This window comes from Methylibium sp. (assembly GCF_965279545.1).
Taxonomy (GTDB): Bacteria; Pseudomonadota; Gammaproteobacteria; order Burkholderiales; family Burkholderiaceae_C; genus Methylibium.
Genome location: NZ_OZ257250.1, coordinates 3,646,026 through 3,668,985, shown reverse-complemented (window position 1 = coordinate 3,668,985; position 22,960 = coordinate 3,646,026). Strand labels below are relative to the sequence as shown.

The following is a 22,960-nucleotide window of genomic DNA, read 5'->3' as shown; positions in this document are numbered from 1 at the left end:
GGGTTCCGAGCTATCTCAAACCGCCCAGCGCAGCCGATGCGCCGGATGGCGATCAGGCGCGACCTCCAAGGCCGGCTCGGCCGCGGGCTGCTGCAGCACGCGCTGCAGGATGGCCTCTTCGCGGGCGGCGAAGCCGGCGTCGCCGCGCGAGCGCGGCCGCGCCAGCGCGACGCCTTCGTCCAGCACCACGGTGCCGTCCTCGATCAGCAGCACGCGGTCGGCCAGCGCCACCGCCTCGGCCACGTCGTGCGTGACCAGCAGCGCGGTGAAGCCGTGGCGGCGCCACAGGCTCTCGATCAGGCGCTGCATCTCGATGCGCGTGAGCGCGTCCAGCGCGCCCAGCGGCTCGTCGAGCAGCAGCAGCCGCGGCGCATGCACCAGCGCGCGCGCCAACGCGACCCGCTGGCGCTGCCCGCCCGACAGCACCGCCGGCCACTCGTCGGCGCGCTCGGCCAGGCCGACCTGGGCCAGCGCCTCGCGCGCCCGCTGCTGCGCGTCGCGGCCCTCGAGGCCGAGCGCCACGTTGTCCAGCACGCGCTTCCAGGGCAGCAGGCGAGCGTCCTGGAACATCACGCGCAGGTCCCGGCGCTGCGCGGCGACGTCGCTCGCACCGTCGAGGGCGATCGTGCCGCCGCTCGCCGCCTCGAGCCCGGCGACGAGCCGCAGCAGCGTGCTCTTGCCGCAACCGCTGCGCCCGACGATGGCGACGAACTCACCGGGCGCCACACACAGGTCGACTCGGTCGAGCACCACGCGATCACCGAAGCGCTTGGCGACGCGATCGAGGGCGAGCGCGGTCCCGCGCGGCGCGGCGGTGCGCTCGGTGGCCGTCACCGCAGCAGCCTGGCGTGGGAACCGGGCGTCCTGGCGGCGGACGCCGGCGTCGCGCCAGCGCTCGCGCAGCGGCGCGACCGAGAGTTCGTTCATTTCGAGTTCGAGGGGGTGCATGGTCGCAGCGGAAGAAGCTCGCCTCAGGGGGCCGGCTGGTAGCCCGGGTGCCAGCGCAGCCACCAGCGCTCCAGCGCCTTGGCGCCCAGGTCGGCCAGCTTGCCGAGCAGCGCATAGAGCAGGATGCCGATCAGCACCACGTCGGTCTGCAGGAACTCGCGCGCGTTCATCGTCATGTAGCCGATGCCGGACTGCGCCGAGATGGTCTCGGCGACGATCAGCAGCACCCACATCAGGCCCAGAGCGAAGCGCAGGCCGACCAGGATGCTGGGCAGCGCGCCGGGCAGGATCACCTGCCGGTAGAGCGCGAAGCCGGACAGGCCGTAGCTGCGCGCCATCTCGATCAGCGCCGGGTCCACGGCGCGGATGCCGTGGAAGGTGTTCAGGTAGACCGGGAAGAACACGCCGAAGGCCACCAGGAAGAGCTTGGCCCCCTCGTCGATGCCGAACCACAGGATCACCAGCGGGATCATCGCCAGCGGCGGGATGTTGCGCACCATCTGCAAGCTGGAGTCGAGCGCGATCTCCAGCGCGCGGAAGCTGCCGGTCGCGAGGCCGAGCAGCAGGCCCAGGCCGCCGCCGATCGCGAGGCCTGCGAAGGCGCGCCAGGTGCTCGTCGCCACGTGCTGCCACAGCTCGCCGGAGGCTGCCAGCACCCGGAAGGCCTTCAGCACCGCCCATGGCTCGGGCAGGATGCGGGTCGACAGCCAGCCCAGCTGCGAGGCCAGTTGCCAACCGCCCAGCAGCGCCAGCGGCAGCAGCCAGGGCAGCACGCGGCGCGTCCAGACCTCGGGCAAACGGCCGACGCTCGCGCGAGGGCCGACAGAGAGAACTGGCTGCGAGGGCTCGACGGCTTCGACGGCGGACATGACGGATTCCGGGCGATCAACTGGCACCCACGCGCACCGGCGCGGCGGCCGGTGGCGCGAAGCTGTTGGCGACGATCTCGCCGAACGGACCACTGAGCACGTTGACCGGCCGGGGACCCGCGTCGCGCTGCAGCGGCAACAGCGGGAACACCAGCTCGGCGACGCGGTGCGCTTCCTCCAGGTGCGGGTAGCCGGACAGGATGAAGTGGTCGAGCCCGATGGCCGCGTACTCCTTGAGGCGCGCCGCCACCTGCTCGGGGTTGCCGACCAGCGCCGTGCCGGCCCCGCCGCGCACCAGGCCCACGCCGGCCCACAGGTTGGGCGCGATCTCCAGGCCCTCACGGATGTTGGCCCGATTGAACTTGCCCTTGTTGAGCTCTGCCATGCGGCGCTGGCCCACCGAGTCCATCTGGCCGAAGCGCTGCTGCGCGGCGGTGATGGTGGCGTCGTCCAGGTGCGAGAGCAGCGCGCCGGCGGCGCGCCAGGCCTCGTCTTCCGTCTCGCGCACGATGACGTGCAGGCGGATGCCGAAGCTCAGCGTGCGGCCGTGCTTCGCGGCGCGGCGCCGGATGTCGGCCACCTTCTCGGCCACCGCGGCCGGCGGTTCGCCCCAGGTGAGGTAGGTGTCGAACTGCTCGGCCGCCAGCTCGTGCGCGGCTTCCGACGAGCCGCCGAAAAACAGCGGCGGGTAGGGCCGCGTGACGGGCGGGTAGAGCAGCTTCGCGCCCTGCACGCGCAGGTGCTTGCCGTCGAAGTCGAAGTCCTGCTGCGCGTGCGAGCGCGCGATCACCTCGCGCCAGATCTTCATGAACTCGACCGACTGCTCGTAGCGCTCGGCGTGGCTCAGGAACTGCCCGTCGCCGGCCAGCTCCTCGGCGTCGCCGCCGGTCACCAGGTTCACCAGCAGGCGCCCGCCCGACAGCCGGTCGAAGCTCGCCGCCATGCGCGCCGACTGCGACGGTGCCACCAGCCCGGGCCGCAGCGCGACCAGGAACTTCAAACGCCGCGTCTCGCCGATCAGGCTGGCCGCGACGACCCACGGGTCTTCGCAGGAGCGACCGGTCGGGATCAGCACGCCCTCGTAGCCCAGGCTGTCGGCGGCGATCGCGACCTGGCGGAAGTAGTCGAAGCTCGCGCTGCGCGCACCGTGTGCGCTGCCGAGGTAGCGCGAGTCGCCATGGGTGGGAATGAACCAGAGCAGTTTCATCGAGCGTTTCTCCTTCGGGGGCCCGTCGTGGACGGATCGTTCGTTGTTGTGCGGGTGTCGCGCCAGCCGAAGCTCAGCGCGCCTGCTGGGCCAGCCGCGCGCCGGCCGCGGCGCCCGGCTGCCAGACGATCTCGGCCACCGTCACGCGCTTCGGGATCAGGCCGAGCTGCTGGAAGGCATCGGCCACGCGCTGCTGGTCGGCCACCAGCGAGGGCGGCAGCGGCTTCACCGGCGACGGCGGGCGGCGCGAGAGGAACAGGTGCACGGTCGCGAGGCTCAGGCCACTGAAGTCGGCGATGAACTGTGCCGCTTCCTTGCGGTTGGACTGCACGTAGGCATCGGCCCGCGTCAGCTCGTCGAGGAGGGCCTGCACGGCCTGCGGGTGGTCCTGCGTGAACGCGGTCGACGCGAGGTAGAAGGAGTTGTTGCCCGACAGGCCGACACCGTTGCTCAGCACGCGCGGCTTGATGTCGAGCTCGGTCGCCGCGTAGTACGGGTCCCAGATCGCCCAGGCATCGACGCTGCCGCGCTCGAAGGCGGCGCGCGCGTCCGACGGCGGCAGGTAGATCGGTGTGATGTCGCTCCACTGCAGCTCGGCCTTCGCCAGCGCGCGCACCACGAGGTAGTGCGCGCTGGAGCCTTTCTGGAAGGCGATCTTCCTGCCCTTCAGGTCGGCCAGCGTGCGAATGGCCGACTCGGGTTTGACCAGGATGGCCGAACTCTGCGGCTTCGGCGGCTCGGCCCCGACGTAGCGCAGGTCCTTGCCGGCGGCCTGCGCGAACACCGGCGGCGAGTCGCCGGTCAGCCCGATCTCCAGGCTGCCGACCGCCAGCGCCTCCAGCAGCTGCGGCCCGGCCGGAAACTCGATCCACGACACCTTGCTGGCCGGGAAGCGCCGCTCCAGCGCGCCCTGCTGCTTCAGGATCACCAGATTGACGGCGCTCTTCTGGAAGCCGATGCGGATCTCTTTCGGTGCGGTCGGCTGACCGCGCCCTTCGGACACGAAGAACAGTCCGGTCGCCAGCGCCAGAACCCCTGAGAGCAACTCGCGTCGATGAAAGCCCATCACGTCACCTCAGGGCTTCTGCGCGACGCGCACGGCAGGCAGCGCATCGGCCACGCGGATGGGTTTGGGAATCAGCTTGAGCTCGTGGAACACGTCGGCGATCTGCTGCTGCTGCGCCGCGACCTGCTCGCTGAGCGGCGTGACGTTGAAGTTGTAGCGGCTCAGCGCGCGCTCGACGATCTCCGGGTCCAGCCCCTGCAGCGGCGCGACGATGGCGGCGGCGCGCTTCAGGTCGGCCTTGAGCCAGCGGCCCTGCTCCACCGAATCGGCGAACAGGGCCTGGATCACGTCGGGGTTCTTCTGGATGAACTTGCGCTCCGCCAGGTAGAACAGGTAGTTGTTGGCGACGCCGTTGCGGCCGTCGACCAGCACGCGCGCGCCGGTCTGCTTTTCGACGGCGGCGAGGAAAGGGTCCCAGATCGCCCAGGCATCGACGGCGCCCTTCTCGAAGGCGGCACGGGCATCGGCCGGCGGCAGGAAGACCGGCTGGATCTCGCTGTACTTGACGCCCGCCTTCTCGAGCGCGCGCACCAGCAGGTAGTGCACGTTCGAACCCTTGTTCAGCGCGACCTTCTTGCCCTTCAGATCGGCCACGCTCCTGATCGCCGAGCCCTGCGGCACCACGATCGCCTCGGCCTGCGGTGCCGCCGGGTCGTGGCCGATGTAGACGAAGTCGGCGCCGGCGGCCTGCGCGAAGATCGGCGGCGCCTCGCCGACATGGCCGATGTCGACCGAGCCGACGTTCAGGCCCTCCAGCAACTGCGGCCCGGCCGGGAACTCCACCCACTTCACGCCGACGCCCAGCGGTGCCAGCCGCTTCTCGAGCGAGCCCTGGGCTTTCTGCAGCACGAACAGGCTGGCCGACTTCTGATAGCCGATGCGCAGCGGCTCGCGCGCCACGCCCTGGGCCTGCGCCCGGGTCAGCGGCCAGGTGCCGAGTGCGGCGGCGCTGGCCGCGGCGCCGAAGGCCTGGAGCAGGCGGCGGCGCGCCGCCAGCGGCAGGCGGCTCAGACGGGAGGATCGAGTGGTCATTGCAGACTCCTGTTCAAGGCGCCCAGCGGGCGCCGCATCGAGAAAAGACGGGGACGGCCGATGGATCAGGCCCAAAGGCAGAGACAAGCGAAGGAGACGCGGCCTGCAACCGCCCCCGCGCAAAGCAGTGGAAACATGGCATCGGACGGCGCCGGCCGCTCAGGCCGGACATCGCAAGGCGGCAAGCTCGACCGCACTCGCACGGGGGCCGGGCGGTGCACGGCGGCCCGGCAGCAGCTCGGCGCGCGGCGCCAGCAGGTCGGCCAGCACGCGGTCGAGCCGCTCGTTCAGCTCGTGCACCGGCGCGTAGCTCGCGCCGTCGGGCGGCAGTTGGGCGTCGCTGGCGTAGACCGCGTCGCGGATGTCGCGCGCGCCCAGCGCCGCGAGCACCGGCTTGAGCGCGTAGTCGAGCGCCAGCAGGTGGGCCGAACTGCCGCCCGTGGCCAGCGGCACGATGGTCTTGCCGCGCAGCGCATCGAGCGGCAGCAGGTCGAGAAAGGTCTTCAGCAGGCCGCTGTAGGCGGCCTTGTAGATCGGCGTCGCGATCAGCAGCAGCCGCGCGTCGCGCACCGCCGCCACGGCGCCGGCGATCGCACGGTCCGACCCGTCGCCGCGCAGCAGCGCTTCGGCCGGCAGCTCGCGCAAGGCGAGCCGCACGACCGCATGCCCGTCGTCGAGCGCGAGCGCGAGGCGCGCTTCGAGCTGGGCCAGCAGCGTACCGGAGCGCGAGCGCGCCGACGGGCTGCCGAGCAGGCTGAGGATGGTGGACAAGGCGGCTCCCGTCGCGGATGCAGAGCCTGCACGATAGGCAGGCGCCACTGCGCCGCCAACGAAGCTTTCCGGTGTTCGATAGCGGCGCAGCGCATAAGGGCCGCCGGCCGGCCATCACCGCCGCTCCGACCGGTCTATGGCGAACACCGGACGCGCAAAGCGCGAAGCCCGACCGAGGCCGGGCTTCGAGGGGTCGCGACCGAAACGCGGCCAGCGGGATCGCGGGCCGCCCCGGAGGAACGTTAGAACGGAATGTCGTCGTCCATGTCGTCGAAGCCGGTCGCCGACTTCTGCGGGGCCGCGGCCGGCGCCTGGCGCGACGTCGCCGGACGCTGCGGGGGGCGCGCCGCGCGCTGCGGCGCCTCGCCGCCTTCGTCGCCACCGCCACGCGAGTAGCCGCCACCGCCGCCCTCGTCGCCGCCGCCCATGCCTTCACGGCCACCGAGCAGCTGCATCTGTTCGGCGATGATCTCGGTGGTGTATTTCTCGACACCGTCCTTGTCCTGCCACTTGCGGGTCTTCAGGCGGCCTTCGACATAGACCGGGCGGCCCTTCTTCAGGTACTCGCCGGCGATCTCGGCCAGGCGGTCGTAGAACACCACACGGTGCCACTCGGTCTCCTCGACCTTGTCGCCGCTGTCCTTGTTCTTCCAGTTGCGGGTGGTCGCGAGGCTGATGTTGCACACGGCCGAGCCGCTGGGCGTGTAGCGCACCTCGGGGTCGCGGCCCAGGTTGCCGATCAGGATGACTTTGTTGATGGAGGCCATGCCGCTGCTCCCGCGCAGAAGATAGAGAGGAATTGGAGGTCCGCGTCCCGCAGAGCCCGGGGCGGCCGATGATTATGCCCGCCGCCCCGGCGGCCCCGCGCCCGCTTCTTGCATGCACTAAAAAGGGCATCATCGCGCCCGCAAACCGGCGCACCCCCTGAAGCCTTGAACAAGCAACCCGACTTCACCCAGGCCGTCCGCCAGGAACTGGTCGACTGGCGCGCCTGGCGCGACCGGGCCGTGGTGCTGGCCTACGCCGCCGCTGCCGGCCTCGCGGTGGTGGGCTTCACGATGCTCAGCGAGCTGGCGCTGGACGGCTTCGCGTGGCTGCGCAGCGTGCACGCGCTGCTGCCGCTGCTGTGGCTGCCGGCTTGTACCGCGGCGCTGGTGTGGGTCACCTTGCGCTGGGTGCCGGGTGCGGCCGGCTCGGGCATTCCGCAGGTGCTGGCGGCGCTGGACACGCGCACCTCGCCGTCGCAGCGCGGCCTGTTCGTGTCGCTGCGCCTGAGCGTGGCCAAGCTGATGCTGGCCTCGGGCGCGCTGTTCGCCGGCCTGTCGGCGGGGCGCGAAGGACCTTCCGTGCAGGTGGCCGCCGGGGTGATGCTGCACGCACGGCGCTGGCTGCCGGCGCGCTCCACGGTCACCGACCACGGCCTGCTGGTCGCTGGCGGCGCGGCCGGCATCGCGGCGGCCTTCAATGCGCCGCTGGCCGGCGTGGTGTTCGCGATCGAGGAGCTGTCGCGCAAGATCGAGAACCGCAACAGCGGGCTGATCATCACCGCGATCGTGCTGGCCGGCCTGGTGGCGGTGTCGGCCTTCGGCAACTCGACCTATTTCGGCGTCATCCGGGTCGGCAGGCTGGACACCGGCGTGCTGGGGCCCGGCGTGCTGGTGGTGCTGTGCGCCGGGCTGCTGGGCGGCCTGTTCTCGCGGCTGCTGATCGTCTCGCTGGTCGGCGCGCCCGACCGCTTCTGCGCGCTGCGGCGGCGCCACCCGGTGCGCTTCGCGGCCGGCTGCGGCTTCGTGGTGGCGCTGATCGGCGTGGTCAGCGGCGGCCTCACCTACGGCAGCGGCTACGAAGAAACCAAGGGCATGCTGAGCGGCGAGCCCGGTCTGCCGGTGCTGTTCGTGCTGCTGAAGTTCATCAGCACCTGGCTGTCGACCTGGAGCGGCGTGCCGGGCGGCATCTTCGCGCCCTCGCTATCGATCGGCGCCGGCATCGGTGCCGACATCGCGCAGCTCACCGGCTCGCCGGCCGGCGCGGCGCTGATCGCCATCGGCATGGCCGGCTTCCTGGCCGCGGTGACCCAGGCACCGATCACCGCCTTCATCATCGTGATGGAAATGGTCGACGGCCATGCGATGGTGCTGAGCCTGATGGCCGCGGCGCTGGGCGCCAGCGGCCTCTCGCGGCTGCTGAGCCGGCCGCTTTATGCCGAGCTGGCCGAGCTGCAGCTGCGCCGCCTGCCGGTCGTGCCGACCACGATGCCGCCCCCGGACACGATCGCCGCCACCACGGTGTTCGAGGATTCGGACCCACCGAAAATCCGATAGGGCCAGGGCCGGTTGCGGCGCAGAAGTCTCATTTCAGACCGCCTGCGACGACAGCGTGCTCACGCTGAAGGTGTAGGTGTGGTCGATCGTGCCGTCCGGCCCGTGGTCGACGGTGACCGTGGCCGTGCCGGCGCCGACCTGCAGGCCGATGAGGTTGTGGGGCAACGTGATCTGCCAGCTGCCCGCCGTCGGCACGCCGCTGGCGTCGTAGCTCACCGTGCCCTGCGTGGCGATGTCGGCGGTCCAGCTGCCGTTGGGCAGCGTGGCTGCGAGGGTGAGCGTGCCCTGGCCGGCGCTGCCGCTGACCACCCCACCGGTCGTGGTGACGCTGCGCGTGAAGTCCACGCCGCTCAGCGTGAGGCTGCTCGTGCGCGCGTTGCGCAGGCTGGTGAGCGTGATCTGCGGCGAGGTCCAGCGGTTCGTCGTCACGCTCGTCGCGCCGTTCGTGACGACGGTCTGCGCGAGCGTCGAGCTGCCGTTCAGCGTCAGCGTGCGCCGCGGCAGCGCGACAACGACGCCCTGCGTGCTCGTCTGCACCGTGACCGCGCCGGCCGAGGCCGCCGTGACCTCCAGCGTCATCGTGCCGTCGATGCTGGCCGCACCGGCGCTGCCGACGCAGCTGTGGAACTGCAGGCTGTAAACCTCACCGGCGTCGAGCTGGCCGTTCGTCGCACCGCCCAGACTGCCGCCGCTGACGGAGTAGACCGCCGTGCCGCCGCCGGCGCAGGCATGGGTCTGGCTGGCCTGCACGCCGGCGACGACGGCCTGGGCGGTCGCCAGCGTCGCCGACGCGGCGTTCGCACTGTCCTCGGTCATTGACAGGCTGTTGGCGCTGACCGCTTCGGTGGTCTCGGCCGAGACGGTGGTGTCGCTGGCCGTGTCGCCACCGCCGCCGCAGGCGGACAGCAGCGCAAGGAGCGCGGCGGCAGGCAGCAGGGCCAGCCGGGGCGGGGTCGGGGAGGAAGCAGTCATCGTGTCGAACTCCTGGGGGTGGGTGGGACGAGCAGGGCGGGGTGGGTCGGCGGCGGGCCGAACAGGACGTGCAGCCGGCGGCGCCAGCCGCGCGCGGCGGCCAGGTCGCGCGCCAGGTTCAGCCACTCGTGCAGCGCGATGCGCAGCGGGTTGCAGGAGTACAGCGGCGTCGTCAGGCCGTAGCGCGGCGGCAGCTCGTCGCGCTCGGCGACGAAGCTGCCGAACAGGCGGTCGAACACGATCAGCACGCCGCCGTAGTTGCAGTCGAGGTATTCGGGGTTGCTGCCGTGGTGCACGCGGTGGTGCGAGGGCGTGTTCAGCACCCACTCCAGCGGGCCGAGCTTCGGGATCCAGGTGGCGTGCAGCCAGAACTGGTACAGCAGGTTCAGCGCCACGGTCGCGAGCACCGCGGCCGGAGGGAAGCCCAGCCACACCAGCGGCACGAAGAACAGCGCCGTGCCGGTGAGCTTGCCGGTCCAGCCCAGCCGCAGCGCCGAGGCCAGCGTCAGCTCGTTGGGCGAGTGGTGCACCGCGTGCGTGGCCCAGAACCAGCGCACGCGGTGGGCCGCGCGGTGGTACCCGTAGTAGAAGAACTCCTGGCCGATGAACAGCAGTGCGAACGCCACCCAGCCGTCCAGTGCGAGGTCGGTGAGGCGGTGCTCGTGCGCCCAGCGCAGCGCCGGCAGCGCGATCGACAGGCCGAGTGCGTCGATGGCGCGGCGCCCGAGCGCGTCGCCGAGCGTCGCGGCGTAGGCGCGCCAGTCGTAGCGCTGCGCGCCGCGCCGGCCGAGCACCACGCCTTCGAGCGTCGCCGCGGCCAGCACGGCGAGCGTCGCCGCGCCCAGCCAGGGCAGCCATTCGGCCTGGATCGCGGCCTGCAGCGGGGCGCTCGCCATGGCCGTGCTGCGCGTCAGCGCGCTCCCGCCGCGCCGCGGCATTCGGCACTCAGGCGTGCGGTTTCCTGGCGCATGCAGGCGCGCAGTTCGCGCGGCGCGGCGGCCTCGCCGCACACCGACCTGATCTCCGCGCTGCAGCGCGCCAGCACCGGCAGCGCGGCCTGGCAGCTGCCGGACAGCTCGGCCTGGTGCTGCTGCAGGCAGGCGACGGCGCGGCCGCCGCCGGGGCGCACGTCGCCGCAATGGCGGCGCAGGTCGTCCCCGCAGGCGCGCTGCCCGGGGCCGTCGGCCGCGGCCAGCGGAGCGGCGGCCAGCCACAGGGCTGCGGCGAGCATGGCGATGGATTGCGAAGCTTTCATGAGGGTCCTCGTGGGAGGCGGGCTCGCCCTGGACGGGTGCAGGGGGCTGGCCGTGGCGTCAGGGCTGGCGGGTCACGGTGCGGTTGACCGTCTGGCCGTTCGGGCCGGTCACAGTGCTCGACGAGCTGCCGTCGCCGCGCGTGGTGCTGCGTGTCGCGGTCTGGCCCTCGGGGCCGGTGACGGTCGCCTGTGCGCCGCCGGCGTGGCGGTCGACGCTGCGCGACGATGTCTTGCCGTTCGGCCCGGTGGTGCTGGAGCTCACATCGCCGCGCTGGCGCACGACCTGGCGCGTCGCCGTCTTGCCATTCGCCCCGGTGACGGTGGCCTTGCGTTCGCGGGCCTGGGCGTCGCTGCTCGTCGCGAGCAGTGCGACGGTGCCAGCCACGGCGACCAGCAGAGCCGTCAGGGTCGACAGGGCACGGAAGGCGTTGCGGTTCGGGGTATTCATGACCATGACGGGGATCCTTTCGAGTGTCGCGGGGCAGGCGCTTGGGGGTGGATTGCTGCCGGGCAGGTCCGGCGTGGTGTTCATTGAACGGCCCGGCGGTCCCCGGCGCGGCCACGTTGCGCGACGAATTGCGACAGGCCTGAAATGTTCGTGTCGCAGCCCGGGGGCGGCCCCTAGACTCGCGCCTCATGAGCAAACCGCTGGTCCTGGTGGTCGACGACGATGCCGAGCTGTCCGGCATGGTCGGCGAGCTGCTGATGCGCGAAGGCTGGGCCGTGCACGCGGTGCTCACCGCCGGCGATGGCGAGCGCGCCCTGCAGCAATGGCGGCCCGACGCGGTGTTGCTCGACGTGATGCTGCCCGACGCCAGCGGCTACGACGTCTGCCGCCGCTGGCGCGCGGCGCACCCCGCGCTGGGCATCGTCATGCTGACGGCGCGCGGCGATCCGATGGACCGCGTGCTGGGGCTGGAGATCGGCGCCGACGACTACCTCGCCAAGCCCTTCGAGCCGCGCGAGCTGGTGGCCCGCGTGCGCGCCCTGCTGCGCCGCCAGGCGCCCGGCCGGACCGAGCTGCCGCAACTGCGCTTCGACGGGCTGACGATCGACCTGCTCAAGCGCGAGGTGCTGGCCGGTGGGCGCAGCGTGCCGCTGACGAGCGTCGAGTACAAGCTGCTGGTCGCGCTGGCCCGCACGCCCGGCCAGGCGCACACGCGCGGGCAGCTCAGCGACGCGGTGCAGAGCGGCGGCTACAAGCCGCAGGACCGCACGGTCGATGTGCAGGTGGCGCGCTTGCGCCGCAAGCTGTCCGAGGCCGTGCCGGGCTGCGACTGGATCGACACGGTGCGCGGCGAAGGCTATGTGTTCGTTCCCCGCGGCTGACTGCCCATGAGCCTGCCGAGCCGCGGTTTCCTGCGCCGGTTCGACAGCCTGTTCGCGCGCCTGCTGCTGGCGCAGACCGCGCTGGCGCTGGGTCTGGCGCTGGTGTTCGGCGCGCTGTTCTACGTGGAGCGCAACCGGACGGTGGCGGTGCTCTATGCGGAGCGCTGGGCTCCGGTGCTGGCGAGCGCTGCCGGGCTGGCGGCTGAGCCATCGGCCCCGCCCGCGGTGCTGCGTGCGGCCGACGGGCCGCCGGCCGGCCACCGCCGCCTGGGCCTGCACGCGCCGCGCATGACAGCACTGCGCGAGGCCTTGGCAGCGCGTGGCGTGCCGGTCGACGAGGTGGCGCTCGGCCTGCGCGAGGTGCAGCCCATCGTCTGGCTGCACGTCGTGCCGCCCGGCCGGCCGGCGCAGTGGCTGGGCGTGCGCGGCGACCTGGTGATCCCGCGGTGGTCGCAGCGCGCCGTGCTCGGGCTCGTGCTGGCCAGCCTGCTGCTGGTGGCGGTGAGCTGGGCCTTCACGCGCTGGCTGACACGGCCGCTGGAGCAGCTGCGCTCGCGCATGCGCGCGCATGCGCCAGGCACGCCGCCCGCGGCGCCCTCCCGGCCGCTCGCCGGCGCGCGCGTGGCACCGGAAATCAGCCAGATCGACACGGCCTTCGCCGACCTCCAGGCCCGTCTCGCGCAGCACGAGCGCGAGCGTGCCGTGCTGCTGGCCGGCGTGTCGCACGACCTGCGCAGCCCGCTGGGGCGCATCCGCATGGCGGCCGAGCTGCTGCCCGACGCGCCGGGCGTCGCGCCGCGGCGCGAGGCCATCGTGCGCAATGTGCAGGCGGCCGATCGCCTGGTCGAGAGCTTCCTGGACTTCGTGCGCTCGGGCGAGCTGGCCTTCGACCAGCGCGTCGACCTCGCGGCGGCGGCCCGCAGCGTGACAGCGAGCTTCGAGCGGCCGGCTCACGAACTGAGCGTCGAGGCGCCGCCGTCGCTGGCGCTCGCCGGCGCCAACCGGCTGATGGTCGAGCGCCTGCTGGCCAACCTGATCGACAACGCGCTGAAGCACGGCCACCCCCCGGTGCGCGTGCGTGCCGCGTCGACCGCGGGCGAGGTGAGTCTGGAGGTCGAGGATGCCGGCGACGGCATCGCGCCGGCGCTGCGCGAACAGGTGCTGGACGCCTTCGTTCGCGGCGACGGCAGCCGCGCCGCACCCGGCACCGGGCTCGGCCTTGCCATCGTGCGTCAGGTCGCCGCACGGCTCGGGGGCACCGTGACGATCGGCGGCGAGGCCGGCCGACACCGGGTGCGCGTCACGGTGCCGCGCCGCGGCTGAAGCTGCAGGCCATCAAGCCGCGGCAGGCCGCGGTGGTGGAAGCACGGCAACCCGGCTCGGAGCCCCCGCGGCCCCGTAACATCGCGCCTTCGCTCCCACCTGCCTCGCCGTGCCCGCTGCCGCCCACACCCCGCCCGAGATCCTCAACGAGGTGTTCGGCTACACCGCGTTCCGCGGTCACCAGGCCGAGATCGTCGACCACGTGACCGCCGGCGGCGACGCGCTGGTGCTGATGCCCACCGGCGGCGGCAAGAGCCTGTGCTACCAGGTGCCGGCGATCGCGCGCCACCGCGCCGGCCGCGGCGTGACCGTGGTGGTGAGCCCGCTGATCGCGCTGATGCACGACCAGGTCGGTGCGCTCGAGGAAGCCGGCGTGCACGCGGCCTTCCTGAACTCCTCGCTCGAACTGGCCGACGTGCAGCGCATCGAGCGCGAGATGATGAGCGGCCGGCTGGTGCTGCTCTACGCCGCGCCGGAGCGGCTGACCACGCCGCGCATGCTGGGGCAGCTGGACTCGCTGCACGAGCGCGGCCTGCTGAGCCTGTTCGCGATCGACGAGGCGCACTGCGTGAGCCAGTGGGGCCACGACTTCCGCGAGGACTACCTCGGCCTCAACGTGCTGCACGAGCGCTACGCGGACGTGCCGCGCATCGCACTCACCGCCACCGCCGACGAGCACACGCGCGCCGACATCGTGTCGCGCCTGCAGCTCGAGGACGCCCGCGTCTTCATCAGCAGCTTCGACCGGCCGAACATCCGCTACCGCGTGGTCGAGAAGGACGAGCCGCGCAAGCAGCTGCTGCGCTTCATCGGCGACGAGCACGAGGGCGAGGCCGGCATCGTGTACTGCCAATCGCGCAAGAAGGTCGACGAGACCGCGGCCTGGCTCAACACCGAAGGCATCGCCGCCCTGCCCTACCACGCCGGGCTCGACGCGGCGATGCGGCAGCAGCACCAGAACCGCTTCCTGCGCGAGGACGGCATCGTGATGGTCGCGACCATCGCCTTCGGCATGGGCATCGACAAGCCCGACGTGCGCTTCGTCGCCCACCTCGACCTGCCGAAGAACATCGAGAGCTACTACCAGGAGACCGGCCGCGCCGGCCGCGACGGCGAACCGGCCGACGCCTGGATGGCCTACGGCCTGGCCGACGTCGTGAACCAGCGCCGCATGATCGACGACAGCCCGGCCGGCGAGGAATTCAAGCGCGCGCAGCGCGGCAAGCTCGACGCGCTGCTGGCGCTGGCCGAGGCGCACGACTGCCGCCGCGTGCGGCTGCTCGAGTATTTCGGTGAGGTGTATCGCGAGCCCGGAGCGGATCCGGGTTTCCCGGTCCGCGGAGCGCCCCCCGGGGGGGCAGCGAACGACGTGAGCGTGGGGGCCCGTTGCGGGAATTGCGACAACTGCCTGAACCCACCGGCGGTGTGGGACGCCACCGAGGCGGCGCGCAAGCTGCTGTCCTGCGTCTACCGTTTCGGGCAGCACGGCCGCGGCCCGCGCAGCTTCGGTGCCGGCCACCTGATCGACGTGCTGCGCGGCAAGGCCACCGACAAGGTCGCGCAGTACGGCCACGACGGCCTGTCGACCTTCGGCGTCGGTGCCGACCTGTCCGAGCAGCAATGGCGCGGCGTGCTGCGCCAGCTGGTCGCGCTGGGCCACGTGGTGTCCGAGGGCGAATACAACACGCTCGCGCTGACCGACGGCGCGCGCGCGGTGCTCAAGGGCGAGGTGCAGCTGCTGCTGCGCGTGCCGAGCGACACCCCGAAGCGCGGCCGCATCGCGCGCAGCGGCGGCGCGGGCAAGACGGCGAAGGCCGGCGCACCAGCCGACCTGGACACTGCAGCCCAGACCCGCTTCGAGGCGCTGCGCGCCTGGCGCGGCGAGGTCGCGCGCGAGCACAACCTGCCCACCTACATCATCTTCTCGAACGCGACCCTGGCCGAGATGGCGCGCCGCGCCCCGGCCTCGCTGGGCGAGCTCGGCGAGGTCAGCGGCGTCGGTGCGAAGAAGCTCGAGGCCTACGGGCGCGAGATCCTGCGCGTGCTGGAAGCGGGGAGCTGAGCCCTACGACCGGCCGGAAGGGCATGACAGAATCTCGCGCCATGCCTGTCATCCGCAACATCACCGACCCCGCGAAATTCAATGGTGCGACGGAGTTGCCGTTCCAACTGCGCATCGAAGACTTCCGGGCGGCGATGCAGGACGTCTACGACTTCTTCTTCGACGTGAACACCAGCCTCGCGGCCAAGGGCCTGGAGCGACTCGATGACATGTTGCGCCCGGCCAGCATGTCGGGCGTGGTGTCGGACATGCTCACGGCGAGCCTTGCCAAGCACAGCCGAAGCTTGGTGGTGAACGGCTATTTCAATGGTCATCCCGATCTCTTGCTGAAAGGCCACTACCCCGACAATCGAGAGAAGGCCGGGGAGCTCGGTATCGAGATCAAGAGCACACGCAAGCCCGGAGGTGCCGTCGACACCCACGGCGCTCGAGACCAGTGGATGTGCGTCTTCGTCTACACGGTGGACAACCGGACAGAGCCCGCTGTCGAGCGCAAACCCATGGCCTTCACCGAGCTCTATCTCGGCCACGTCAGCGTCGACGACTTCCGGCGCAATGCGCGTGGCGAACTCGGAACGCGCACAGCCACGCTGGACGCAGCCGGCATCGCCAAGCTGCGCAGCAGCTGGATCTACCTCGATCAACCCGCGTCGACGCGCAAGCCCGCCAACCGCGGCAAGGATTCGCACGCCAGGTTGAAATAGGCTCGGTCGCGTTCGACACCGAAGCTGTCGTATCCGACAGCTTCGGCCGCAGCCAGCGTCGACGCAGAGCCAGCGAAGGGATCGAGCACGACGCCTCGCCCCAGCGGCAGAACACCCCGGACCAGCCTGCGCAGGAAGGCTTGCGGCTTGAGGCTCGGATGAGGCGCCAGCGCCCGCTCCGCCGGGCGGGTCGGCGACGATTCGATCACGTCACCGAACGGCTTGTCGGCAGAGATGCGCCGGAATCCACCCGTCCCCCAGTGGCGAAGGTTGTCCTGCACCCGGCCGTCGAGCGGCTTGCGGAACACCAGCCACGGCTCCCACATCGAGCGGGGCATGACGCTCACATCGCTGAACTCCACATGCGCCGCCTTCGGCCGGTCGCCGCCGCGCATCGTCATCGTGAGCCGAACGATCTCGCCACGTCGCTCCAGCCCGGCGCGCGAAAGCGCACCGGACACCAGGTACGACAACAGTGGATTGCTTGCGACCAGCACATTCGCGCCGGGAACCAGAATGCGCTGGAGGTTGCGCCCCCACGCAAGAAAAAACTTCTCGAGGGCTTCGAGGTCGTTCGGCTTCAACACGGTGAAGCGCGGCAGCGGAGACCGTTTCGAACCGTCGAAACTCGGCGGGATGCGCCAAATGCCCCCTTGCCCACCGTGTCGCAGCTTGCCGAGTTCCTCGTCCGAATACTCGATGAGGCCGTACGGCGGATCGGTCACGACCGCATGAAACGTGTTCGCCGGCTGGCGTTCAAGCCAGCGATTGCAGTCGTCGTGCACCAGTGACGCACGACCGAAGCTGAATGTCCGCGCATCATCCGCTGGCGCGCTGCGCGCTTGCAGCTCGGAATCCTCCATGCCCTTGAGAACATACTGAGCCCGGTCCATGCGAATGAACAACTCCGGCGTGTTCAGTTGGAGGTAGGAACGCACTGATGACGCTGGCACGTTGCCAATCAGTCCGATCACCTCATTGGTGATTTCCTGAACCGTCGCGCCGGACTGCCGTTCTTCGAGCACTCGCACAATGGCGTCACGCACTTCACCAGGTCGTCTGCGCACAGGAAGAGCCTTTCGTGGGTTCCCGCAGTATAGACGTCCAGACGTCTATTGGGTTCTCTTCCTTGTCAAAGATCAGCCCGACGCCTCGCTCTCGCAGCGCTCACCAGAACTCCGCGTTGCGGTTCGCGTCCTCGCGCGGCGGCAGCCAGAGTTCGAGCACGCGCTCCTGCTTCGTCTGGTCGGCTGGCAACTGGCGGATCCACACCTGCGTCGGGGTGACGCCGGGCACCGACCAGCTGCGCTGGATCAGCGGGCTCAGCACCTCTGCGCAGGTGCGCTCGTGGCTGTCGTGCAGCAAGAGGGTGGGCTGTGGCCAGGGCACCGGGCGGCGGGTGCCGCGCAAGGCCGCGGTGCGGGCCACATCCTCGACCGGCGCGACCTGCACATGGTCGCCGGCCAGGGCCTGCAGGTCGCGGCGCAGGGCGCGCGCCTGTTGGCGCGAGGCCTCGTCGTAGACCTGAATGTAGAGCTGCAGCGGCCGGCCGCTGCCGTCGCAGGCCGCAGCGGCACCGAGCGCGTTCTCGCCAGCCCCCGTGTCGCCGGGCTGCCCGAGCGGCACCGGCTGCGGCGAGCTTGCACCAGGCGGCTCCTGCACGGGCAAGGGCGGGGCCGTCGCGGCCGAGGTCGTCGCCCGCCCGCCCGCACGCCAGTCCGAGAACAGCTGCGCGATGCTGCGCCCGGCCGGCACCGGCGCCCAGTAGCTCAGGGCACGGTCGCCGACGTTCTGCTTGGCGATCGTCGCGCACACGCCGTTGTGGGCGCGCTCGGCCGCCGCCGTGCAGTCGGCGGACGCCTGCGGCGGCTTCGCACATTCGTCGCGCACGCGGCCGAGCAGGGACTTCACGCCGTCGCGCTCGATCGACAGCAGCACCGGGCTGTCGCGCAGGTCGTGCAGCAGCAGCAGTTGCGTGGCCGTGTGGTCGGCGAGTCGGGGGCAGCTGCCGTCGAACGTCTTGAGTTCGCTCGACACCTCGGTGAACAGGCGCCGCACCTCGGTGCGCTCGTTGTTGCGGTTGGTGTTGAGCTGTTCCTGCAGTTGCCACAGCGACAGCAGCAGCGTGCCGCCGGCGCCCAGGCCGATCGACGCACCGATGGCGGTGGCGCGCGCGGAGCGCCGCCACCACGGCAACTGCTCGGGCGCGTCCTTGACGACGCCGCCGCGCAACCGCGCCGCGACGGTGAGCGGATGCCGCTCGCGGCGGCGCCAGCCCGGCAGCTGGCTCATCCACGGCTCGTGCAGTTGGCACCCGAAGTCCTCGCCGAGGCGGTGGTAGCTCTCCCACTGCGCCTCGTCGAAGTTCTGGTCGCCGGTGCTCTCGTGCGGGAAGGCGGCCTTGCGCTGCGCGTAGGCGAGCAGGTCGACGTCGAGCGCGTCGTGCAGGTTGGGTTTGATGAGCAGCAGCGTCGCCTCGTGCCGCGCCGCGCCGCCGGTGCCCGGCTCGATGCGGTAGCGGATGCGTGCGAGCAGCACGCCGCGCGAGGAGTGGTTGTCGTCCATGTCCTCGGGCGACAGCACGGTCAGCTCGGTGCCGGCCAGCGTGAACAGCCGCGCGGCCTCGTCGCGCGTGTAGAACTCGATCTCGGCGCCGAGGTCGATGCGCGCCTTGCGCACCAGGTTCTCGATGTCGCCGAAGTCGTAGTCCTTGTCGGCGCCGCAGTCGGCGCAGACGATGAAGTCGACGCGGCGCTTGAGCAGCGCGTAGACGCCGGTGTTCTCGAAGTGGCCGCCGTCGGACAGGTACCACCAGGGCCGCGCCGAGCCGAAGAAGGTGGCCATGCCCTCGCTCCACAGCATGACCGGCTTGATCGCGAACCGCCACAGCCAGCGCCGCAGCGCGCTGAGCGGCGGTGGCGGCAGCGGTGCATGCATCCAGTGGCCCAGGCGCACGCCGAGGAAATAGAGCATCAGCGCCCAGCCGCGCGAGGTGTAGGCACCGGCGCCGGGTGCGGCCGCGGCGCCCGAGACGGCGATCCAGCGGCCCAGCGTGCCCGAGTCGCTGTCCTCGCGCATCGGCGACCAGCCGTGCGCCCCGATCTCGAAGCCGCGCGCGCTGGCCGTGACCAGCGTGCCCTTGCGGTCGGCGTTGTACAGGCCCGAGGCGTCGTCGCGGGTCTGGTTCAGGCAGGTGTTGATCAGGTGGATCGGACCGCCGGCGAGTTCGGGCTGGTAGCTGCACAGGCCGGTGTCGTCGCCCGGCACGACGGTGGTCACGTCGTAGACGCCATCGGGTGCGGGATCGGCGAGCTTGCGTGCCGGGTTGCCGACGGCGAGGTAGGCGCGCGTGAGGCGGGCGCGGTAGAAGCTGTGCAGCGACGAGGCATTGGCCATCGGCGCATTGCCGGCCGTCAGCAGCAGCCACACGATGCTCAGGGCCAGCAGGAAGGCTGCGCGCGCCCCCGGCGTGAGCTGGTCGAAGCCGCCCACCGGCTCTGGCGTGAACACCAGCCACTGCACGCCGACCACCCAGGCCGTCACCAGTGCCGCGAAGCCGAACAGCCCGGCCGCGTTCAGCAGCTTCGGCCCGATCGCGCTGACCGAGCCGGGCTGCGTGCGCTGCGACAACTGCAGCAGCGGCTGCGCGAAGCTGCGCAGCACCAGCACGCCCAGGCCGCCGAGGCCGATGCCGCCGAGCACCCAGCGCTCGCCGCTCTGGAGCTCGACCAGCAGCCACCAGCTCAGCAGGTCGAGCGCCCCGAGCCACACACAGCCCGCCGCCACCAGCGTGACGAGGCGCAGCGCGAAGGTGGTGCGGTGGCGCAGCCGGGCCACCGCCAGCGAGCGCGTCTCACGCGTCGTGACCAGCCGCGCGTGCGCCCACACCAGCCCCGCGGCAGACGACGAGAACGCCAGCAACGCCAGCACCGAGGCCTTCAGCGAGGCGGTCAGGCCCGGCAGCGGCGGGCGCGCCACCGCCCACATCGCGGCGACGGCGACGCACAGCAGCGCGACGAAGGCGACGTCGCGCCAGGGCACCGGCACGCGCTTCTCGCCGGGGTCGGCGCTTTCGCGCGCGACCCAGTAGCCGGTCATCAGGCCGGGCGCCGCGGCCGCCCACCACGCGGCCCCCAGCGGCCACCACAGCGTGCCCCAGGGCCGCCAGGCGGTCGCGCTGGCGGCGGCGGCGCTGCCGGCCGACAGGGTGCTGACCGTGTGCCACAGGTGCGGCCCGATCACCAGCAGCGCAAACGGCAGGCTCACCGCCATGAACTCGCCATGGATCGCGATGAAGGCGCGCAGGTAGGTCACCACCGCGATACCGATGTCGCGCGAACCCGAGGGCGTGAGGTAGCGGCCGTTGCGGCGCAGCCAGGCCAGCACCGGCGAATCGTTGGCACTCAGCAGCGCCTGCGCCCGCAGGATGCCGACCATCGCCACCAGCCGCCCGAACATCGCGCCCGTGTAGCCCCCGCCCGAGACGGTGGACAGGTAGTCGATCCGCGGCAGCTGCCCGCGCTGCGCCAGGCCGCGCAGCAGTCCGAGCCCGAAGGTCGCACTGCGCACGCCGCCGCCCGACAGAGCCAGGCCCACGGTGGGCGCGTCGGCCGGCACGCCGGCCAGCCTGCGGCGTTGCTGCAACAGCGAGCGCTCGGTATCGGCCAGGGGCCGGGGCTCCTGCGGAGCCGGTGCGGGGTCGGGCATGCGGTGGGTCTCCCTGCGGCGGGGCCGCGTGACGATCGTGCGCCGAACCGGGTCGCCGCCCCATCCCACGTCCCGCGGGAGCGCCTTGCACGTGCGCGCGCAACCGCAGACTGGCACCGACGCTCGAGGCGCGACCCCCTCACCCCCGCCCTCTCCCCCGTGGCCGGTGGAGAGGGAGCAAGCCCATCGACCCCGCGCTGCGCCTTCCCCCTCTCCCGCCTGCGGGAGAGGACCGGGGTGAGGGCCTCTCGACGGCCTGGTCCCCGCTCAGGGACCGACGCTGACCGTCACCACGGCGCTGTCGCCGCGCTGCCCGGCACCGTCGATGGCACGGGCGAAGAACTGCACGCTGCCGGCCGCGTTGGCGGGCACCGTGGTGTCGAGCTGATAGGGCGGCAGGCCGTCGAAACCCAGCAGCGTGGAGCCGCTGCTGTCGACGCGGTAGAACTCGACGAAGTCGACGCCGAAGTCGTCGCTCGCCGCCGCGACGAGCCGCAGCGCCTGGCCCGGTGACGCGCTGGTGGGCGACACCGCCAGCGACGCGCTCGGCCGGTCGTCACCGAAGCCGAAGCCGAGCGACACGCTGCCGCCGCAGCCGGCCACCACGGCGGCACAGCACAGCGCGGCGACGAGCTGCCTCGAACAGGAAGAGGAGTGCATGCCGCAGCCTAGCGCGCGGGCAGGAGCCGATCAACCTGCAGGGTCGAAGCGGCCGCTGGCCCGCAGGGCCGGACGGGCCACGGCCGGGCGTCACCCTCGAGCCGCGGGCCGCCGCGCCAGTTCCTCGCGCACCAGCCGCACCACCAGCCGGTCGAGCGACTCGACCGAGTAGTTGCCCACGTCGTGCGCCGTCTCGCGGCCCGGGCCGCTGGACGGGTCGTCGGCCTTCGCGTAGGTCAGGAACACGAAGCGGCCGCCGGTGTACTGCGCCGCTTGGCGGAACACGTACTCGCCGGTCGGGTCGAGGCCGCTGGCGCCGACCGCGAACAGCTTGATGCCGCGCGCCAGCGCGCCCTGCATGTCGTCGTCGTAGTACGGTGCGCCGTAGTCCAGGTGCGGCGGCGCATCGGCCACCAACACCACCAGCCGGGTGGCGCCGTCGCCGCGCCAGGACAGGCGGTGCACGGCGGTGTGCAAGGCCTCGTTCAGCGCCTCGGGATAGTCGCCCCCGCCGCCGGCCTGCAAGGCACCGAGGCTGCGCTGGAAGGCATCGAGGTCCTTGCTGAAATCGTGCGCGCGCACGAAGAACTCGTCGCCGCGGTCGCGGTAGGCCACCAGCGCGAAGCAGGTGTCGGGCCGGCTCGGCAGGCGGGCGATCTGGTCGGCCATCGCGCGCATCGAGCGCTTGAGCTTGTCGATCTCGTCGGCCATCGAGCCGGTGGCGTCGACCAGGAACACGAGGTCGAGCCTAGCGCGCTCGACCGGCAGCCTGCTGTCCAGCCGGACCTGCAAGGCGTCGCGCTGGCCGCGTTGCAGCAGGGCATGGCCCACCGTGCCGCCCTTGCGCACCTGCACCTCCATCAGCGACGGCGCGCCGCCCTGCATCACGCCCGGATGCAACCACACCTGCCCGCCGGCATCGGTGCGGGCCCACAGCGGCAGCGCGCGGCCGTCGGCGTGCAGGCTGACCTGCGCATCGCCCACCGGCCGGCCGGCGGCGTCGTGTACGGTGAGCCGGTAGCGCTCCTGCACATCGCGGCGGCGCACCGGCAGCTGCTCGTTGCGGGCGCGGTAGGCGAGGTAGGCGCCGAAGTCGGCGTTGTCGTCGACGACGCCGGCCGAGACCGGTTCGTCGCTCGGGCGACGCGGCGACGGCGGGGCTGGCGCTCGCTCGTCGGTCTGCAGCCCCGGCAGCGCGGCCGGCGCGCTGTTGCGCACCGCGGCCACGCTCTCCGAAGGCGCGCCGCCGGCTGCCGCCGACTCGGCCGCGGCCTTGGCAGCGCCATGGCGGTCGGCGCGACGGTCGCCGTCCTCGCGCTCCGCATCGCCGCGGTAGCGCTCGCGCCGCTCGCGGCGCGCGGCCTGGCCGTCGCCCGGGCCGTCGAGCTCGATCGCCTGCCGCGAGCGATCGCAGTCGCGCGCGTCCGGGCTCGCCGGTGGCCCGGACTGCGGGCCGGCCCACAGCGCAGAGGCCCAGCCCGGGCCGGTCGGGCGGGGCAGCGGGCGCACGGCCTCGGAACGCGACGGCACGGGCGACACCCAGTCGTGCGCCGCGCTCCAGCCGACGCTGCAGGCGCTCAGCAGGCTGACGGCGGCCAGACCGGCCGGCCGCAGCCAGCGCGGGGACAAAGTGGAAAGCAGGGACATCGACGACTCCAGTCGGTGAACAGAACAGAGGCCCGCGATCCGTCGCGCACCCAGGCTGGCTGATACGGCCGGGCCGCGCGAACGGGG

20 protein-coding genes are annotated in these 22,960 nt (G+C 72.1%); 5 read left to right on the top strand and 15 right to left on the bottom strand.

Features of this window, described 5'->3' with window-relative positions; genetic code table 11:
* Window positions 1–15: 15 nt before the first annotated feature.
* The 7 genes from ACQY9S_RS17220 to ssb form a co-directional block, all read right to left on the bottom strand.
* Window positions 16–975 (bottom strand): ATP-binding cassette domain-containing protein, encoded by a 960-nt coding sequence (locus ACQY9S_RS17220; protein WP_428425794.1) that lies wholly within the window; start codon window positions 973–975, stop codon window positions 16–18.
* Window positions 972–1,817 (bottom strand): aliphatic sulfonate ABC transporter permease SsuC, encoded by an 846-nt coding sequence (gene ssuC / locus ACQY9S_RS17215; protein WP_428421336.1) that lies wholly within the window; start codon window positions 1,815–1,817, stop codon window positions 972–974. Before ssuC ends, ACQY9S_RS17220 begins: the two co-directional genes overlap by 4 nt.
* Before the next feature lie 16 nt (window positions 1,818–1,833).
* Window positions 1,834–3,024 (bottom strand): FMNH2-dependent alkanesulfonate monooxygenase, encoded by a 1,191-nt coding sequence (gene ssuD / locus ACQY9S_RS17210; RefSeq protein ID WP_428421334.1) that lies wholly within the window; start codon window positions 3,022–3,024, stop codon window positions 1,834–1,836.
* A gap of 73 nt (window positions 3,025–3,097) precedes the next feature.
* Window positions 3,098–4,090: an aliphatic sulfonate ABC transporter substrate-binding protein gene (locus ACQY9S_RS17205; protein ID WP_428421332.1), complete on the bottom strand. Its 993-nt coding sequence runs from the start codon at window positions 4,088–4,090 to the stop codon at window positions 3,098–3,100.
* A gap of 9 nt (window positions 4,091–4,099) precedes the next feature.
* Window positions 4,100–5,122, bottom strand: coding sequence for a sulfonate ABC transporter substrate-binding protein (locus ACQY9S_RS17200; RefSeq protein WP_428421330.1), 1,023 nt, complete (start codon window positions 5,120–5,122; stop codon window positions 4,100–4,102).
* A gap of 159 nt (window positions 5,123–5,281) precedes the next feature.
* Window positions 5,282–5,893: an NADPH-dependent FMN reductase gene (ssuE, locus tag ACQY9S_RS17195; protein ID WP_428421329.1), complete on the bottom strand. Its 612-nt coding sequence runs from the start codon at window positions 5,891–5,893 to the stop codon at window positions 5,282–5,284.
* A 242-nt stretch (window positions 5,894–6,135) separates the two neighbouring features.
* Window positions 6,136–6,660: a single-stranded DNA-binding protein gene (gene ssb / locus ACQY9S_RS17190; RefSeq protein ID WP_428421327.1), complete on the bottom strand. Its 525-nt coding sequence runs from the start codon at window positions 6,658–6,660 to the stop codon at window positions 6,136–6,138.
* A gap of 165 nt (window positions 6,661–6,825) precedes the next feature.
* Between ssb and ACQY9S_RS17185 the strand changes: the two genes are divergently transcribed.
* Window positions 6,826–8,214: a chloride channel protein gene (locus ACQY9S_RS17185; protein WP_428421325.1), complete on the top strand. Its 1,389-nt coding sequence runs from the start codon at window positions 6,826–6,828 to the stop codon at window positions 8,212–8,214.
* 33 nt (window positions 8,215–8,247) lie between these two features.
* Here the strand turns inward: ACQY9S_RS17185 and ACQY9S_RS17180 are convergent, their stop codons facing one another.
* Genes ACQY9S_RS17180 through ACQY9S_RS17165 form a run of 4 tightly spaced genes read right to left on the bottom strand, consistent with a single transcriptional unit; the run spans window position 8,248 to window position 10,895 of the window.
* The gene (locus ACQY9S_RS17180) at window positions 8,248–9,186 is read right to left on the bottom strand and encodes a hypothetical protein (protein ID WP_428421323.1); all 939 of its coding nucleotides are present in this window, start codon (window positions 9,184–9,186) and stop codon (window positions 8,248–8,250) included.
* Window positions 9,183–10,082 carry a sterol desaturase family protein gene (locus ACQY9S_RS17175; protein WP_428421322.1) on the bottom strand — a complete coding sequence of 300 codons (900 nt, stop codon included), beginning with the start codon at window positions 10,080–10,082 and terminating at the stop codon, window positions 9,183–9,185. The genes ACQY9S_RS17180 and ACQY9S_RS17175 overlap by 4 nt, the downstream gene beginning before the upstream one ends.
* Before the next feature lie 14 nt (window positions 10,083–10,096).
* Window positions 10,097–10,441, bottom strand: a complete 345-nt coding sequence (locus ACQY9S_RS17170) for a cysteine rich repeat-containing protein (protein WP_428421321.1) — start codon at window positions 10,439–10,441, stop codon at window positions 10,097–10,099.
* A 58-nt stretch (window positions 10,442–10,499) separates the two neighbouring features.
* Window positions 10,500–10,895 (bottom strand): hypothetical protein, encoded by a 396-nt coding sequence (locus ACQY9S_RS17165; RefSeq protein WP_428421319.1) that lies wholly within the window; start codon window positions 10,893–10,895, stop codon window positions 10,500–10,502.
* Window positions 10,896–11,077: 182 nt separating this feature from the next.
* On the opposite strand from ACQY9S_RS17165, the gene ACQY9S_RS17160 reads away from it, so the two are divergent.
* From ACQY9S_RS17160 to ACQY9S_RS17145, 4 genes are all read left to right on the top strand, one after another.
* The gene (locus tag ACQY9S_RS17160; RefSeq protein ID WP_428421317.1) at window positions 11,078–11,770 is read left to right on the top strand and encodes a response regulator transcription factor; all 693 of its coding nucleotides are present in this window, start codon (window positions 11,078–11,080) and stop codon (window positions 11,768–11,770) included.
* Between the two features lie 6 nt (window positions 11,771–11,776).
* On the top strand, window positions 11,777–13,093 hold the full coding sequence (locus ACQY9S_RS17155) for a sensor histidine kinase (RefSeq protein ID WP_428421315.1): 1,317 nt from the start codon (window positions 11,777–11,779) through the stop codon (window positions 13,091–13,093).
* A 109-nt stretch (window positions 13,094–13,202) separates the two neighbouring features.
* The gene (locus ACQY9S_RS17150; RefSeq protein WP_428421313.1) at window positions 13,203–15,155 is read left to right on the top strand and encodes a RecQ family ATP-dependent DNA helicase; all 1,953 of its coding nucleotides are present in this window, start codon (window positions 13,203–13,205) and stop codon (window positions 15,153–15,155) included.
* A gap of 41 nt (window positions 15,156–15,196) precedes the next feature.
* Window positions 15,197–15,859 carry a hypothetical protein gene (locus ACQY9S_RS17145; RefSeq protein WP_428421312.1) on the top strand — a complete coding sequence of 221 codons (663 nt, stop codon included), beginning with the start codon at window positions 15,197–15,199 and terminating at the stop codon, window positions 15,857–15,859.
* Here the strand turns inward: ACQY9S_RS17145 and ACQY9S_RS17140 are convergent.
* From ACQY9S_RS17140 to ACQY9S_RS17125, 4 genes are all read right to left on the bottom strand, one after another.
* The gene (locus tag ACQY9S_RS17140) at window positions 15,796–16,905 is read right to left on the bottom strand and encodes a DNA-methyltransferase (protein ID WP_428421310.1); all 1,110 of its coding nucleotides are present in this window, start codon (window positions 16,903–16,905) and stop codon (window positions 15,796–15,798) included. The two genes, ACQY9S_RS17145 and ACQY9S_RS17140, sit on opposite strands and share 64 nt — an antisense overlap.
* A 121-nt stretch (window positions 16,906–17,026) precedes the next feature.
* Window positions 17,027–20,566 carry a hypothetical protein gene (locus tag ACQY9S_RS17135; protein WP_428421308.1) on the bottom strand — a complete coding sequence of 1,180 codons (3,540 nt, stop codon included), beginning with the start codon at window positions 20,564–20,566 and terminating at the stop codon, window positions 17,027–17,029.
* A gap of 267 nt (window positions 20,567–20,833) precedes the next feature.
* Complete coding sequence (locus tag ACQY9S_RS17130) at window positions 20,834–21,226, bottom strand: hypothetical protein (RefSeq protein ID WP_428421306.1); 393 nt, start codon at window positions 21,224–21,226, stop codon at window positions 20,834–20,836.
* Window positions 21,227–21,316: 90 nt separating this feature from the next.
* Window positions 21,317–22,873 (bottom strand): VWA domain-containing protein, encoded by a 1,557-nt coding sequence (locus ACQY9S_RS17125; RefSeq protein ID WP_428421304.1) that lies wholly within the window; start codon window positions 22,871–22,873, stop codon window positions 21,317–21,319.
* Between the last annotated feature and the right edge of the window lie 87 nt (window positions 22,874–22,960).

What these genes read in the sequence shown, in the direction of transcription:
- ssuC (WP_428421336.1), bottom strand. Translation starts at nt 1,817, where the DNA reads ATGTCCGCCGTCGAAGCCGTCGAGCCCTCGCAGCCAGTTCTCTCTGTC.
- ssuD (WP_428421334.1), bottom strand. Translation starts at nt 3,024, where the DNA reads ATGAAACTGCTCTGGTTCATTCCCACCCATGGCGACTCGCGCTACCTC.
- ACQY9S_RS17205 (WP_428421332.1), bottom strand. Translation starts at nt 4,090, where the DNA reads ATGGGCTTTCATCGACGCGAGTTGCTCTCAGGGGTTCTGGCGCTGGCG.
- ACQY9S_RS17200 (WP_428421330.1), bottom strand. Translation starts at nt 5,122, where the DNA reads ATGACCACTCGATCCTCCCGTCTGAGCCGCCTGCCGCTGGCGGCGCGC.
- ssb (WP_428421327.1), bottom strand. Translation starts at nt 6,660, where the DNA reads ATGGCCTCCATCAACAAAGTCATCCTGATCGGCAACCTGGGCCGCGAC.
- ACQY9S_RS17180 (WP_428421323.1), bottom strand. Translation starts at nt 9,186, where the DNA reads ATGACTGCTTCCTCCCCGACCCCGCCCCGGCTGGCCCTGCTGCCTGCC.
- ACQY9S_RS17175 (WP_428421322.1), bottom strand. Translation starts at nt 10,082, where the DNA reads ATGGCGAGCGCCCCGCTGCAGGCCGCGATCCAGGCCGAATGGCTGCCC.
- ACQY9S_RS17170 (WP_428421321.1), bottom strand. Translation starts at nt 10,441, where the DNA reads ATGAAAGCTTCGCAATCCATCGCCATGCTCGCCGCAGCCCTGTGGCTG.
- ACQY9S_RS17165 (WP_428421319.1), bottom strand. Translation starts at nt 10,895, where the DNA reads ATGGTCATGAATACCCCGAACCGCAACGCCTTCCGTGCCCTGTCGACC.
- ACQY9S_RS17160 (WP_428421317.1), top strand. Translation starts at nt 11,078, where the DNA reads ATGAGCAAACCGCTGGTCCTGGTGGTCGACGACGATGCCGAGCTGTCC.
- ACQY9S_RS17155 (WP_428421315.1), top strand. Translation starts at nt 11,777, where the DNA reads ATGAGCCTGCCGAGCCGCGGTTTCCTGCGCCGGTTCGACAGCCTGTTC.
- ACQY9S_RS17145 (WP_428421312.1), top strand. Translation starts at nt 15,197, where the DNA reads ATGCCTGTCATCCGCAACATCACCGACCCCGCGAAATTCAATGGTGCG.
- ACQY9S_RS17135 (WP_428421308.1), bottom strand. Translation starts at nt 20,566, where the DNA reads ATGCCCGACCCCGCACCGGCTCCGCAGGAGCCCCGGCCCCTGGCCGAT.
- ACQY9S_RS17130 (WP_428421306.1), bottom strand. Translation starts at nt 21,226, where the DNA reads ATGCACTCCTCTTCCTGTTCGAGGCAGCTCGTCGCCGCGCTGTGCTGT.
- ACQY9S_RS17125 (WP_428421304.1), bottom strand. Translation starts at nt 22,873, where the DNA reads ATGTCCCTGCTTTCCACTTTGTCCCCGCGCTGGCTGCGGCCGGCCGGT.